A 13,701-nucleotide genomic window follows, 5' to 3' on the forward strand; every position below is an offset into this window, starting at 1 on the left:
GATTGGCCGCCTCCGGTTCCCAGCATTTCCGCTGGTCTCCCTCGCGGCGACTTAGAAAACAATACACCCACCACGCCCCCACCGCAACTCCACCCCCCACACCCACCCCACCACCCAAAAACCCCGCCACCACAACCCAAAACCACCCGACCAGGCCCGCCGGCGTCGTAAGCCAGCAGTGTGTGGTGCGTCACCGCCGAAGGGAACAGTGGGGGGCGTGAAACCGCCAAGTCCTTAAACGCGAGAAGGGCCGGCAACCAAATGGTTGCCGGCCCTTCTTCAAGCCACTGGCTTCAGGAGTCCTGAATTACCAGGAAGACTTCGTGATGCCCGGGAGCTCACCGCGGTGAGCCATGTCGCGGAAGCGAACACGGGAGATGCCGAACTTCTGGAAGGTACCGCGCGGACGGCCATCGATGATGTCGCGGTTACGCAGACGTACCGGCGAGGCGTTGCGGGGCAGCTTCTGCAGGCCGAGGCGAGCAGCTTCGCGTACTTCGTCGGTTGAGTTGGGATCAACCAGAGCCTTCTTCAGTTCGAGGCGCTTTGCAGCGTAACGCTCGACGATGACTTTACGCTGTTCGTTCTTAGCGATCATTGACTTCTTAGCCATGTGTTTAGCGCTCCTCTCGGAATTCGACGTGCTGGCGGATTTTGGGGTCGTACTTCTTCAGGACCAGACGGTCCGGGTCGTTACGACGGTTCTTGCGCGTCACGTAGGTGTAGCCCGTGCCCGCGGTCGACTTCAGCTTGATGATCGGACGTACGTCCTTATCCTTTGCCATTAGAGCTTCACTCCTCGTGCCAGGATGGCGGCGACGACTACGTCAATGCCGCGTACGTCGATGGTCTTGATGCCACGAGCAGAAACCTGCAGCGTGACATTACGGCGCAGGGACGGAACCCAGTAGCGCTTCTTCTGGATGTTCGGGTCGAACCGGCGCTTGTTGCGACGGTGCGAGTGCGAAATGCTGTGTCCAAAGCCCGGCTCGGCTCCGGTCACCTGGCAGTGTGCTGCCATGACGACTCTCCTCAAAAAATAAATGAAACGGCTAACGGAGTTCCCGTTGACCGTGCGTTGGGCGGCGTCCGCATCCGGCTCCCTCCCCCAACCGTCGTTGTCCGCGGGATTCAGACGGCACAAACCGTCTACTTCCTCACTGCGGCGAAGATTGTGGGCCACGGGCACCTGGCGCCGGCGATCTGTTGGACCGTCATTGCGAAGTGCCGGGATGCTGGGCGAATACAGGAATGCGCGCAACTTGAGCCCCTAACTACCGGCCTCCAGGACCGTCGATTTTTCAGACGGGTCCTGCCAACCGGAGCAATTGCGCACGCTCCGCGCCACCTAGCGCCTACCAAGTCTACGAGTTCGGCGATTTAAAGACCAATCCGGCGCTGAATGGTGTATAGGGTAGCGCCCCACAGCCAGTGCAGGCGTCGGGCCGGTGCCCTCCCGAGTCATATGCCCGACGAAGGCTTTTCACAGCGAAATGATAGGCAGGGGGGCAATTCTGGATCCATGAACACACAACTTCTGACGAACCGTCCCGGGATTCGCCGCAGCTCCGGCGGCGCTGTGAACCCCTTCAGGGCGCAGTACCGCCGGCGGTTGCTAAGAGCGGATCTGCTGACGGTCCTTTTCTGGACGTCGCTGGCCGGCGCGGTCGCCTTGTGGCTGGCCGACGGCGGAATGGCCGGCTTCTCGACTCCAGCCGGTTCCTTCACCGCGCTGGGGATTGTAGCTGGCCTCGCCGGCATGGACCTTGTGCTTCTCATGCTGCTGCTGGCGGCCCGAATCCCACTCATCGACCAGACAGTCGGCCACGACCGCGCCCTTGAGTTTCACCGCAAGCTGGGCAAACCGGCCCTGTACCTGCTGCTGGCACACGGAGTCCTCATTGCGATCGGCTACGGCATGGCGGAAGGGCTGGACCCCGTCAGCGAGTCGGTTGCCCTCTGGGTCCTTGTGCCTGACATGTGGCTGGCCTACATTTCCATGCTCCTGTTCATCGCCGTCGTCGTCACCTCCCTGGTAGCCGTCCGACGTCGGTTCCCTTACGAATTCTGGTACGCCGTCCACCTCCTGACGTACGCGGCCGTCCTGACCTCGCTCCCCCACCAGTTCAGTGTGGGCGGTCTCTTTGCCGAGGGAACCTGGCAGCGCTGGTACTGGCTGGCCCTCTGCATCGCGACCGGCGCCGCGCTCCTCTACTACCGGGTGGTCCAGCCTGTGGTGGCAACATTCAGGCACCAGTTGACCGTCAAGCGCGTGGTGCGGGTGGCCCCCGGGGTGGTCAGCATTGAGATGTCCGGCCTTCGACTGGACGAGCTGGCGGGCAGTGGCGGCCGGTTCTTTATCTGGCGGTTCCTGGCTCCGGGCCTGTGGTGGCATCCGCATCCGTTCAGTCTGTCCGCCGAACCTGTCCACTTCGACGCCGCCGGCCAGGGCACGCTGAGGATCACTGTCCGCAACCTGGGCAAGGGGTCATCCCAGCTGGCGTCGCTGAAGCCCGGCACCAAGGTGGCAGTGGAGGGACCGTACGGGCTGTTCAGCACGTCCGCGCGGAGCCGCACCCATGTGGTCATGGTGGGAGCCGGAATTGGCATCACGCCGGTTCGTGCCCTGCTGGAGAGCACGCCATTCCAGCCCGGCAACGCCACTGTCATCCTCCGCAGCCACAGCGAATCCGAGCTCTACCTGGGCGAGGAGATCCTCGATCTCTGCCGGCGCCGCGGCGCCACGCTCTTCCACTTGACCGGCTCCCGCCCGGCCGGCATCCAGACCTGGCTTCCGGAGCACGCCGCCCGTGCCGGCCACCGGCTTGCCAGTTATGACCCGAAGATCGCCGACGCCGACGTGTACGTCTGCGGCCCCTCCGCCTGGGCAGACAACGTGCTTGAAGACGCCCGCGCAGCCGGCGTCCGGGAAGACCAAATCCACTACGAAAGGTTCGACTGGTGAGAACCCGCGCAGCAGTTTCAGCCGCCCTGGCCTCCGCCGGCATCCTCATCGCCGGCTGGCAGTCCGGCGTCCATGTAGCCGATACCGGCAGCTCCGTCGCAAGCGCGGCCGCCGGGACCACCGGGTCCACGGGTTCGTCCGGCTCAAGCGGAACGTCCGGCTCCACGGGTTCGTCCGGCTCAAGCGGAACGTCTGGCGCGTCGGGTGCGGGCACCTCAGGGGCCTCGGCCAAGGCCGTAGGGACGTACCCTGGCTCGGTCGTCCAGACCCGGTTCGGCTCCGTGCAGGTGCAAATCACGGTTCAAGCCGGAAAGATCACCGACGTCACGGCGCTGCAGCTGACCGATGCTGAACGAAAGTCCGTGCAGATCAGCAACCGGGCCGCCCCGCTCCTGCGCGCCGAAGTGCTCCAATCCCAGTCCGCGGATGTGCAGACCATCAGTGGTGCCACGGTGACTTCCGAGGCGTACTTGAACTCCCTGCAGGCGGCCCTCGATGCAGCCAACCTCTGAGCTGGGCGGCTCTGCCCTGCGGGCCAGGACGTTTGGCTCGATGGGCACAGTCATCAGCCTGACCGTTCCAGCGGGGGCCGTCCCGGAAACTGTGGGCGGGGAGGGCGGGCTCGACGCCGCAAGCGCCGCCGTCGAGCGCGTCTTTGCCGGGTTGGACGAAACGTTCAGCCTGTACCGTCCCGATTCGGAGGCGAGCCGGCTGGCGCGCGGCGAGCTTTCCCTGCGGGACTCATCCGCCGCGATGCGGGACCGCTACGCGGAGGCGCTCGGCTGGCGGCTCAGGACGGAGGGCGCGTTCTCCCCGGAGCGGCCCGACGGTGTGCTGGACCTTTCGGGGCTTATCAAGGGCTACGCGATCGGGCAGGCCGGTGAGGCGTTGCGGAGCCGCGGGATCACCGACTGGTGCCTTAATGCCGGCGGCGACGTGTTGGTGATGGGCTCGCCCGTGCCGGGCAGCGGAACCGCGTGGGCGGCCGGCGTCGTTGACCCGCTGGACCGCTCGGCGCTGCTTGCCGCCTACGAGCTGGGCGGACCTGGCCCCCGGTGCGCCCTTGCGACGTCGGGCTCAGCGGAGCGGGGTGACCATATCTGGGCAGCAGGAGCCGGAAGCCGGACTGCGGGCTCCTCCGGCGCCGGGTTCGCCCAGGTCTCCGTGGCCGCGGCAGACATTGTCACCGCCGATGTGCTCGCGACGGCGATCGTGGCCGGCGGGACCGCGATGCTGCACCGGGCCACGGACGGTTGGGAGATCGATGTCCTCGCCGTCCGCCGCGACGGGGAACTGCTCGCGACGCCGGGGTTCCGCGCCTAGGGTGCCGTTCTAGAGGTGGGTCAGCTGGCCGTACTTCGGCTCCAGGCCGTCGCCGGACGACTTGCCGGTGACGCGCCGGACAACCCACGGGCCGGCGAATTCTCGGACCCACCGGGCATTCGCGCGGAGGGCGTCCACCCGGCTCAGCTCGGGAACCGGCGTCATGGGCGGGACGTCAATCGAGTGCTCGTGTGCCAGCACCGTGAGGACGCGCTTGGCCATGTTCGCGTGGCCGGCGGCAGACATGTGCATCCGGTCCGTGGCCCACATGCCCCAGTCGTAGTACTCGCTGAAACGCCAGTAGTCGACCAGCAGGGCCCCGTGGTCCCCGGCGATGCCGCGAACCAGTTCGTTGTAGATGGCCGTACGGCCGCGCATGGTGCCGAAAATCTTGGAACCCCGCGCATCGAAGCCGGTGAACATCACCACGGTGGCGCCCGTGGCCGTGAGCTTGCGGATTCCGGCATCGTATTCGGCCAGCAGGTCATCGATGTCGACCTTGGGCCGGAGGATGTCGTTGGCGCCAGCGTAGATGCTGACCAGGGTGGGATTGAGGGCGACGGCGGCATCGACCTGTTCGGCCAGGATCTGGCGGAGTTTCCGTCCGCGGATGGCAAGATTCGCGTACCCGAAGCCGGGATCGGCGGCGCCAAGCCCCTCTGCCACCCGGTCCGCCCAGCCCCGGACACCGTTGGGCCGGGTAGGGTCGTCGTCGCCGACGCCTTCCGTAAAGGAGTCTCCAAGGGCTACATAGCGGGACGTGAAATCCATGGATCCAGTCTGCCAGCAGTTGCCGTGAGCAACAAAGACGGTGATGCCCGACGTCGGACTGCGGCGCCTTCGGCTGTCGCGCTTAGATGTCGCGCAGGATCCAGTGGTCGTCGTCGAGTCGGGCCACGATCTTTTCGCCGATCCGGGCCAGGTCCGCGACGTCCTCGGGGCTCAGGGCGTCGAGGAACAGTGAGCGGACCGCCTCGACATGCCCCGGGGCGAGTTTCACAATAGTCTGCATTCCGGCATCGGTCAGGTGGGCCGTGGTCACGCGGGCGTCGCCCGGGTGCGGCCTGCGCTCCAGCCAGCCGCGGTTCTGCAGCTTGGTGACCACATGCGAGAGCCGGGACAGGGAGGCGCTGGTGCGCGCGGCGAGCTCACTCATGGGCAGGAAGCGCCCTTCGGCCTCGGAAAGCATCGCCAGCACGTTGTAGTCGAACAGGGAAAGCTTGCCCGCGGCGTGGAGCTGGGTGTCCAGGGCGGCCGGCAGCATGGTGTTGATGCTGAGCTGGGCCAGCCAGGCCCGGCGTTCGTCGGCGTTGAGCCAGCGGGGTTCTGTCATGGCTACATTCTAGGAGACTGGAAGCTTGACGATTCAACTTCAGCCGGGCAATTCCGGAAAACTTCCCGCCTGTCCGTGGCCAGCTACCGGTAGGCTGGCCGCATGTACGTAGTCTCCCTGACATACAAAGTCCCCGAGGACATTGTGGAGTTCCATCTTCCGGCGCACGTGACGTGGCTGCAGGCAGCCTTCGACGACGGCGTCTTCATGGTCGCGGGGCGCAAAATCCCCCGCACCGGCGGTCTGTTGCTCTCGAACGCGGACCGGGCCAGCCTTGACGCCGCCCTGGCCAAGGACCCGTTCTACGTCAACGGTGTGGCTGAATTCGAGGTCATGGAGTTCCACGCCAACAGGGTGGCTCCGGGCTACGAAAACCTGCTGGACAGCTAAGGCCCGGCGGCTACCCGGCCCCGGACTGGCCGCTGGCGCGCTGGTCGGGCAGCAGTTTCTTCAGACCGCCCTTGCGCGGGACCCGCACGGGTTCGGGCCAGCGCGGCCGGAGCTGATCGCCGAGGGTTACGCCGCGGAGCTTCCGCCCGAACAACGGCAATACCCAGTCGCGGACCCAGCGGCGCTGCCGGCGTTCCCACTCCCGCAGGCCCGGTTTCACGGGCGGTTCCCATTCCCTGGGTTTGATCTTGTGCGGCACGCCAAGGTGGTCCAGGACCTGTGAGGCGAGGTATTTGTGGCCTGCCTTGGACATATGCAGCCTGTCCGAATCCCACATCCGCGGGTCATGGAAGGCGTCGAAGCACCAGTAGTCCACCAGCACCGCGCCGTAGCGGCCGGCGATCTCGCGGACGCGCCGGTTGTAGAAGGCGTTGCGTTTCTTCAGCGGCTCCAGCAGCGCCGAGACCTTGACGTCGAAGCCGGTGAAGAGCACCAAGGTTGCCCCCGTGCCGGCGAGCGCAGCCACCAGGGACTCGTAGTCCCGCATGAGGGCCCCGATGTCCGTGCCGAAATCCAGGATGTCGTTGCCGCCCGCGTAGAGCGTGACGAGGGTCGGCTCCATGGCCACGGCGGGACCAAGCTGTTCGCCGGCGATGTGGCGCAGCCGTTTGCTGCGGATGGCCAGATTGGCGTACTCCCACCCCGGCTGCGCCTTGGCCAGCCTCTCCGCAACCCGGTCTGCCCAGCCCCGCACGCCGTTGGGGAAGCGGGGATCGTAGTCCCCCACGCCCTCGGTGAAGGAATCCCCCAAGGCAACAAAGACCCGCCGCCCGCCTCGATCCGGAAGCAAAGGAACTGAACCCATCCGTCCAAACTAACCCCCGCAAAAAGCGGCCAGGGAAAGGGAGAGTTAACCCAAGGTGACCGACCGAGCGAGCCGCAACCGCAACCGCAACCGCAACCGCAACCGGCGAGTGTCCTTAATGTCACCCGGGCCGCACTGAAGGTAACCCACCCCCAAGACCGCAATCGCCGCTTTGCAAAGGAGCGCATCGCCGACTAAGGCCGCCCGCGGCCGCAGGAGGTGTCTAAGCGACGGCAAAGCAGCGATTGCGGGCGAAGCCGCACAGCAACCTGCACAACGGGAGCGACGGCAAAGCAGCGGTGGCGGGCGTAAGCCCGGAAGGACCTGCGGGAGCGTCAGGGCAAGAACCGCAGGACCTGCGGGAGCGTCAGGGCAAGAACCGCAGGACCTGCGGGAGCGTCAGTTAGAGCTCAGCTTTCCCCTGCCGCCAGTACCCCATGAACGCGACCTGTTTCCGGTCAATCCCCACGTCCCGCACCAAGTACCGCCGCAACTCCTTGACGGTGCCCGCTTCGCCGGCGATCCAGGCGTAGAACGGCAGTGCCCCGGTGGGCTTGTCCGGGTTCTTGCCGGCTCCGATCATCGCGGCGTCCATCCGGGCGGGGGTCTCCCAGAGGATGTCCTGGTCCACGTTCACGTCATCGGGTTCGGGCCCTGCCCCGCCGCCGGCCGCAGAATCAGAGGGCGGCCGGAGGCCGACCCAGCCGGGTTCGGGAACAGCGGCGCGGACGGCTTCCTGCAGGAGTTCGCCGTGCGGACGTGAGCGGCCGATCGAGGCGCCTCGTGCCAGCCAGGTGATTTCGACGTCGGCGTCGGACCTCAGATCCAGGAAGTCCCCGGGCTCGGGGACCTCAAGAAACGCATGTCCGCTGATGTAAGACGGGAGGCTTTCCAGGATGGCGCTGATGGCCGGGACAGCGGTCTCGTCACCGGCAAGCAGTACGCGCTGGGCCCGGCCCGGCCGCCATTCGATGCCGGAGTAGGTCTCCGCCGTGACACAGTGCGCGGCCCGGTTGTTGGGTCCAATGAGGGTGAGGGCGTCGCCGGGCCTGGCGTTCAGGGCCCAGTTCGCGGCGGGTCCGCCGCTTCCGGCGGCGTCGAAGTGCATGACAAAGTCGACGTCGATCTCCGGATACACGGAGTCGAGGCGTTCCTGCCGCACTGTGTAGGTGCGCATGGAGCCACGGATCGCGGGATCCATGGCCAGCCATTCCTGGTACCAGCCGGACTGCTCCATGTGGAACACCGGCAGCGGCAGCTGGGTGCTGTCCCCGGCAAGGGACGGGATCATCAGCTTCACGCGCAGGTCCAGGGTTTCGCCGTGGACGCCGAAGCCACGCAGGGAGTATCCGCCGAAGGTGATCCGGCGGAAGTTGGGGCTGAGCTCCTGCACCGCGGCGACCGTCACGTCGAACGCCAGGGTCATTGGTTGGGTGGGCGGCTGGCTGCTTACCCCAGAGGGAGTACGGCGTATCCGCGACTGGCTGCTGCCTGCTGCAGTGCCGCCCGTTGCACTGCCGGCTGTTGCACTGCTGTTAACTGCCCTCATAGGACCAACTCCAGGGTTGCTGTTTCTGCTTTTGGGAACTCGGCGTGGTGCCGGCCGAGCGGGATGATCAGTGGTGTGCCGGAAATGGGGTCGGGCAGCACCCGCGAGTCCAGGCCGAAGACGTCACGGACCAAGTCCTCGGTGACGACGTCGGCGGAGGTGCCCTCGGCCACGATCCTGCCGCCTTTCATGGCGATGACATGGTCCGCATACCGGGCCGCCAGGTTTAGGTCGTGCAGGACGATTGCCACGGTGGTGCCGCGGCGCCGGTTCAGGTCCGTGATCAGGTCCAGGACCTCCACCTGGTGGGCCAGATCCAGGTAGGTGGTTGGCTCGTCGAGCAGCAGAACGTCGGTTTCCTGGGCCAGCGCCATCGCGATCCAGACGCGCTGGCGCTGCCCGCCCGAGAGTTCGTCGACGTTGCGTTCGGCGAGCTCCAGCGTTTCGGTGGCTTCCAGCGCACGGTGCACAGCGAGGTCGTCACCCGTGCTCCAGCTGCGGAAGAACCCCTGGTGCGGGTAGCGTCCGCGGCCAACGAGGTCGCGGACCAGAATTCCGTCGGGGGCGGTGGGGTGCTGCGGGAGCAGGCCGAGGATGCGGGCGAGTTCTTTGGCCGGGCGGGAATGGATGTCCTTGCCGTCCAGGGTCACGGTGCCGCCAGCCGGCTTCAGCAGCCTGGACAGGCCGCGGAGGAGCGTGGATTTACCGCAGGCGTTGGCGCCCACGATCATTGTCACCTTCCCCTCGGGAATCTCCGCCGTGAGGCCTTCCACCACCCGGCGCTGGTCGTACTGCAGTGTCAGGTCCTTGGCGTTGAGAACTGCCATGTCAGGCGTCCTTTCGGTTGGCCGTGACCAGGAGCCACAGCAGGAACGGTGCTCCCAGCGCGCCGGTGACCACACCGACGGGAAGGACGGTGCCGTCCAGCAGCAGGGGGGCGATGTTGGCGGCGAAGTAGTCGGCGGCGAGGACGATCAGGGCGCCGACGAACGCGCCGGCCGGAAGACTGGCCTTGCCGGTGAAGCGGCGCGCGATGGGGCCGGCCAGGAAGGCGACGAAGGCCACGGGCCCGGCAGCTGCAGTGGCGCCGGCGGCAAGGGCGACGGCAACGGCCACCACGCCCAGCCGGGTGATGCCCACCCGGATGCCGAGCCCGGCGGCGGCGTCGTCTCCGAGTTCCAGGATGCGCAGCGGGCCGGCGAGGACGGCGGCGGCGGGCACCAGGACCAGCAGCGCCAGGGCCAGCACTCCGGCACGGTCCCAGCTGGCGGAATTCAGGGATCCGTTCAGCCAGATCAGGGCCTCGGCCGCGGTGCGGATATCGGCCCGCGTCATGAGGAAGTTGACCACGGCGTTCAATGCCGCGGCGATGCCGATGCCGGCCAGGATGAGCCGGCTTCCGGCTGTGTTGGCGTGATTGCCGCCGCCAGATCCGAGGGAACCGCTGCGCGAAATTGTGTAGATCAGGACGGCTACCGCCACGGCCCCGCACAGTGCCGCGCCGGACACCGCCGCTCCGGAGGCGCCGAAAACGACGATGGCGGTGACGGCGGCCGCGCTGGCCCCGTAGCTGATGCCGATCACGTCGGGACTGGCCAGTGGATTGCGCAGCATCGTCTGGAACAGGGTGCCCGAGAGCCCGAAGGCAATGCCGATCATGGTGCCGATGACTGCCCGCGGCAGCTTGGTTTCCATCACGATGAAGCTGGCGCCGGGGATCCTCTCGCCACCGGTGAGGTGGGCCGTGAGGATCCTGACGAAGTCCGGGACGGTGACGGTGTAGCTGCCCAGCAGGATGCTGACGGCGAGGAGCACAACGACGGCGAAGGCCAGCAGGGCCGTCCGGCCCATCGACACACGGCCCATCAGCACACGGCCCATCAGCGCACTGCGAAGCGGCCCCACATTGGCGCGGACCGGGCCGGCCGGTTCGGCCAGTTCGCGCTCGGCGGGTGCGTTCTCCCCCAGCTCGCGCCTGACGTTGGCGAGGTCTGCTTTGCTCACAGCCCTGCCCCCTTCCCGCGGCGGACCAGCCACACAAAGACAGGCGCACCCACCAGCGCCGTCATGATGCCCGCCGGGACTTCGCCGGGCAACAGGATGACACGGCCCACCACGTCCGACAGCAGGAGCAGCACCGGTGCCAGGACCAGCGAGAACGGCAGGATCCAGCGGTAGTCCGGGCCGGTCAGGAAGCGGACGGCGTGCGGAACCACCAGGCCGACGAATCCGATCGGCCCGGCCAGCGCCGTGGCCGAGCCGCAGAGCAGCACAATGCCCAGCGCGGTGACGGCGCGGACCAGTCCGACGCGCTGGCCCAGGCCGCGGGCGATGTCATCCCCGAGGGCCAGGCTGTTAAGGATCCGTCCGGTGAACAGCACAATCAGCGCCCCGGCGGCCAGGAACGGCAGCCCGGGCAGCACCACCGACCAGTCCCGGCCGGCGATCCCGCCGACCTGCCAGAAGCGAAACCGGTCCAGGGTGTCCTGACTGGAGACCAGAACGACGTTCATCAGCGAATACAGCCCCGCGCTCAGGGCCGCGCCGGCCAGTGCCAGTTTGACCGGCGTCGCGCCTTCCCTGCCAAGTGACGCGATCAGGTAGACGACGACGGCGGCTGCCGCGGAGCCGATGAACGCGAACCAGATGTAGCCGGTCAGGGACGAGACGCCGAAGACGTAGATCCCGGTGACGACGGAGAGGGCCGCGCCGGCGTTGACACCGATGATCCCCGGGTCCGCGAGCGGGTTGCGGGCCACCCCCTGCATGGCCGCGCCAGCCAGTCCGAGGGCGCCGCCGGCCAACAGACCCAGCACGGTGCGGGGGACGCGGGCGTGGATGACGGCGTGGTCGCCGTCAGCGGGATCGTACTGCGTCAGGGCCTGCCAGACGGTGCCGAGCGGGACTCCGCGGGCACCCACAGCCAGGGACGCCGCGAAGACCAAGACAAGGACGACGACGGCGGCCAGCAGCCAGGCGGCCTGCTTGGCGGCGGCTTTCCTCCCGGCGGGGGCGACAGGTGCGCCGGGCACACTGCCGGCGGGCGCCGTCGCCGTACTGATTGTCATGGAAGCGTGTTACTTCGCTGCGGCGGCGACTTTGTCCGCGGCGCCGGCCAGCTGCGGCAGGAACGTGTCCAGGGACCACGGCAGGCTCAGCGGCGAGGAAGCGGAGATGGACAGGGTCAGCGTGTTGTTCGAGTCGGCAACCAGCGCGCCGGTCTTGACGGCCGGGATCTGGCCCAGCAGCGGGTCAGCCTTGATGGAGTCGGTGGTGGCGGCATCCGGCACCCAGGTCACGAAGATGTCCGAGGTGAGTTCGTTGGCCTTTTCGGCGGACCACGGGATGAAGAATTCCTTGGAGCCCTTGGAGTTGTCCTCGACAACGGATGCGAGCTTCATGCCGATTTCGTTGAGGAAGCGGGGACGGTTGTCGTTGGCGGTGTAGACGTTGACGCCGTCGCTCTTGTCCGGTTCCAGGTTGCCGTAGATGAAGGACTTGCCGGCGATCTGGGGGTACTTGGAGACCTTGTCCTTGATCGTGGCCTCGGTGTCGGAGACCAGCTTGGCGGCTTCGACTTCCTTGCCAAGGGCCTTGCCGATGATGGCGGTGGAGTCCTGCCACGGCGTGCCGTAGGCCAGCTCCGGGTGCGCCACGACGGGGGCGATCTCGCTGAGCTTCTTGTAGTCCTCCTCCGTTAGGCCGGAGTAGGCGCCGAGGATGACGTCAGGGTTCAGCTTGGCGATCTCGGTGAAGTTGATGCCGTCAGCCTCGGAGAACTGGACGGGAGCCTTCGCGGAACCGAACCCGGCGCCGAGCTCTTCCAGTGCGGCGTCCTTCCACGGTGTGGAGCCCTTGTCGTTACCGCCCCATTCGTTCTTAGGCACGCCCACGGGAACCACGCCGAGGGCGATCGCGACGTCGTCGTTGACCCAGGAAACGGTGACTACGCGCTTGGGCTGTTCCTTGATGGTGGTCTCGCCGAAGACGTGCTTGATGGTCACCGGGAAGACGGTGCTGGCCGGCTGGGAGGGAGCGTCCGCCGCCGTCGAGCCGGCAGGTCCGGTAGAGCAGGCGGTCAGGGTCAGCGCGACGGCGGCCAGGAGGGCTGCGGCCCGCCCTGCGCTCTTGCGGAGGCGGCGGCCGGCGGGGCGGCCGCCTGAACGGGTGAAAAGGGCGGAAGCCACGGAACTCCTTAGGTAAGTGATGCAAACCTAAGTAAGGCTAGCCTATCCTTTGTATAATTAAGAAAGGTTTGAGTAACGTAATTGTCTCAATTGCCCTTTGAAGTGCACCGGAGCATCGATGCGCCCCTCGTTGCACTACTCAAGGCCCAGCCGCCGGGTGCGGAATGCGAACTGGACACGAATCCCGGGCTTTGCGAGGATGGGCTCGCCGGATAATCGGAACCGGTGATGTGTTGGGACGGGGGAAGTGAGCATGGACATCGCGACGATGACTGTTGCCACGGTTAGCGGGGTGGCCGCTGTGGCCTGCTACGCGCCCGCGCTCCTGCCAGCCCCGCCCGCGCAGGCCCTTCCCGCGAAGTCCCGGACCAGCACGGACTAGTCCCGCGAGACGCCTTGCCCCACACCGGAGTTGCAGGCTGGCAGTCTTCTGCCCACAATCCGCCTGGCGCGCCGCGCGCCCGTCTGGCCGGAGCCATCCGATTTTCGAAAGTGTCCGTCATGCAAAAATTCACGGCGCAGCAGATCCGCTCGTCCTTCATCAACGCGAGCCGCTCAGAAGCCGCCAAACTCAATCTGCCCAAGAGCTTCGACACCCTGGATTGGGAAGCATTGGACTTCCTGGCCTGGCGGGACGCGAAGATGCCCCTCCGCGGCTATCTCGTGGTGCAGGGGCCGAAGGGTCCCACCGGCATCATGCTCCGGGCCCCTGAAGGCGGGGCCAAGAAGAACCGTTCCGTGCTCTGCGAGCTGTGCCGGGACGTGTTCTCCAAGGACGACGTCCTGCTGTGGGTGGCCAAGCGCGCCGGGCAGTCCGGCCGCAACGGCAACACGCTGGGCACCCTGATCTGCGCCGATTTCCTGTGCTGCCGCAATGTCAGGGTGGAGCCTGCGGCCAACGAGATCAACCCGGACCCGGCCGCGGTCGTGCTGCGGCAGATCGAAGGGCTGGTGGCCCGCACGGCCCAGTTCGTGGAGCGCGTCCAAGGCAATTAGCCCCGGCCCAAGCAACGCGGGGTCACTTACGGCCCATTACGGTGGCGTTTATGGGCCGTAAATGACCCCGCGTTGCTTCAAGGGAGAGGGGTG

Annotated in this window: 17 protein-coding genes; 6 read left to right on the plus strand and 11 right to left on the minus strand. The window is 66.8% G+C overall.

The annotated features are described in order from the left end of the window. Positions 1–307: 307 nt before the first annotated feature. Genes rpsN through rpmB form a run of 3 tightly spaced genes read right to left on the minus strand, consistent with a single transcriptional unit; the run spans position 308 to position 1,021 of the window. Positions 308–613: a 30S ribosomal protein S14 gene (gene rpsN / locus AC1DN2_RS20075; RefSeq protein WP_026266887.1), complete on the minus strand. Its 306-nt coding sequence runs from the start codon at positions 611–613 to the stop codon at positions 308–310. Positions 614–617: 4 nt separating this feature from the next. Beyond that, the gene (gene rpmG / locus AC1DN2_RS20080; protein ID WP_003798558.1) at positions 618–785 is read right to left on the minus strand and encodes a 50S ribosomal protein L33; all 168 of its coding nucleotides are present in this window, start codon (positions 783–785) and stop codon (positions 618–620) included. Further along, positions 785–1,021, minus strand: coding sequence for a 50S ribosomal protein L28 (gene rpmB, locus AC1DN2_RS20085; protein WP_011693744.1), 237 nt, complete (start codon positions 1,019–1,021; stop codon positions 785–787). The genes rpmG and rpmB overlap by 1 nt, the downstream gene beginning before the upstream one ends. A 501-nt stretch (positions 1,022–1,522) precedes the next feature. Here rpmB and AC1DN2_RS20090 point away from each other — a divergent pair. The 3 genes from AC1DN2_RS20090 to AC1DN2_RS20100 are packed head-to-tail and all read left to right on the plus strand — an operon-like array spanning position 1,523 to position 4,288. Continuing rightward, positions 1,523–2,965 (plus strand): ferredoxin reductase family protein, encoded by a 1,443-nt coding sequence (locus tag AC1DN2_RS20090; RefSeq protein WP_476851693.1) that lies wholly within the window; start codon positions 1,523–1,525, stop codon positions 2,963–2,965. Continuing rightward, complete coding sequence (locus AC1DN2_RS20095) at positions 2,962–3,477, plus strand: FMN-binding protein (protein ID WP_476851694.1); 516 nt, start codon at positions 2,962–2,964, stop codon at positions 3,475–3,477. The genes AC1DN2_RS20090 and AC1DN2_RS20095 overlap by 4 nt, the downstream gene beginning before the upstream one ends. A 40-nt stretch (positions 3,478–3,517) precedes the next feature. Beyond that, on the plus strand, positions 3,518–4,288 hold the full coding sequence (locus tag AC1DN2_RS20100) for an FAD:protein FMN transferase (RefSeq protein WP_476851724.1): 771 nt from the start codon (positions 3,518–3,520) through the stop codon (positions 4,286–4,288). 9 nt (positions 4,289–4,297) lie between these two features. On the opposite strand, the gene AC1DN2_RS20105 is transcribed toward AC1DN2_RS20100, so the two are convergent. Beyond that, on the minus strand, positions 4,298–5,059 hold the full coding sequence (locus AC1DN2_RS20105) for an SGNH/GDSL hydrolase family protein (protein WP_476851695.1): 762 nt from the start codon (positions 5,057–5,059) through the stop codon (positions 4,298–4,300). Positions 5,060–5,141: 82 nt separating this feature from the next. Continuing rightward, positions 5,142–5,621 carry a MarR family winged helix-turn-helix transcriptional regulator gene (locus AC1DN2_RS20110; protein ID WP_223915074.1) on the minus strand — a complete coding sequence of 160 codons (480 nt, stop codon included), beginning with the start codon at positions 5,619–5,621 and terminating at the stop codon, positions 5,142–5,144. A 102-nt stretch (positions 5,622–5,723) separates the two neighbouring features. Between AC1DN2_RS20110 and AC1DN2_RS20115 the strand changes: the two genes are divergently transcribed. Continuing rightward, positions 5,724–6,011, plus strand: coding sequence for a YciI family protein (locus tag AC1DN2_RS20115; RefSeq protein WP_018776102.1), 288 nt, complete (start codon positions 5,724–5,726; stop codon positions 6,009–6,011). 10 nt (positions 6,012–6,021) lie between these two features. On the opposite strand, the gene AC1DN2_RS20120 is transcribed toward AC1DN2_RS20115, so the two are convergent. From AC1DN2_RS20120 to AC1DN2_RS20145, 6 genes are all read right to left on the minus strand, one after another. Continuing rightward, positions 6,022–6,876, minus strand: coding sequence for an SGNH/GDSL hydrolase family protein (locus tag AC1DN2_RS20120; RefSeq protein ID WP_476851696.1), 855 nt, complete (start codon positions 6,874–6,876; stop codon positions 6,022–6,024). Between the two features lie 403 nt (positions 6,877–7,279). Next, positions 7,280–8,302: a siderophore-interacting protein gene (locus AC1DN2_RS20125; RefSeq protein ID WP_476851697.1), complete on the minus strand. Its 1,023-nt coding sequence runs from the start codon at positions 8,300–8,302 to the stop codon at positions 7,280–7,282. A gap of 119 nt (positions 8,303–8,421) precedes the next feature. Continuing rightward, positions 8,422–9,252 carry an ABC transporter ATP-binding protein gene (locus AC1DN2_RS20130; RefSeq protein WP_476851698.1) on the minus strand — a complete coding sequence of 277 codons (831 nt, stop codon included), beginning with the start codon at positions 9,250–9,252 and terminating at the stop codon, positions 8,422–8,424. A gap of 1 nt (position 9,253) precedes the next feature. Next, on the minus strand, positions 9,254–10,291 hold the full coding sequence (locus AC1DN2_RS20135) for a FecCD family ABC transporter permease (protein WP_476851725.1): 1,038 nt from the start codon (positions 10,289–10,291) through the stop codon (positions 9,254–9,256). A 134-nt stretch (positions 10,292–10,425) separates the two neighbouring features. Then, positions 10,426–11,493 (minus strand): FecCD family ABC transporter permease, encoded by a 1,068-nt coding sequence (locus tag AC1DN2_RS20140; RefSeq protein WP_476851699.1) that lies wholly within the window; start codon positions 11,491–11,493, stop codon positions 10,426–10,428. Between the two features lie 9 nt (positions 11,494–11,502). Then, positions 11,503–12,612 carry an iron-siderophore ABC transporter substrate-binding protein gene (locus AC1DN2_RS20145; protein WP_476851700.1) on the minus strand — a complete coding sequence of 370 codons (1,110 nt, stop codon included), beginning with the start codon at positions 12,610–12,612 and terminating at the stop codon, positions 11,503–11,505. 253 nt (positions 12,613–12,865) lie between these two features. On the opposite strand from AC1DN2_RS20145, the gene AC1DN2_RS20150 reads away from it, so the two are divergent. Both AC1DN2_RS20150 and AC1DN2_RS20155 read left to right on the plus strand, forming a co-directional pair. After that, complete coding sequence (locus AC1DN2_RS20150) at positions 12,866–12,994, plus strand: hypothetical protein (protein ID WP_476851701.1); 129 nt, start codon at positions 12,866–12,868, stop codon at positions 12,992–12,994. 119 nt (positions 12,995–13,113) lie between these two features. Then, positions 13,114–13,608: an FBP domain-containing protein gene (locus AC1DN2_RS20155; RefSeq protein WP_476851702.1), complete on the plus strand. Its 495-nt coding sequence runs from the start codon at positions 13,114–13,116 to the stop codon at positions 13,606–13,608. Positions 13,609–13,701: the final 93 nt, after the last annotated feature.

Source organism: Arthrobacter sp. 01L42 (assembly GCF_056400005.1).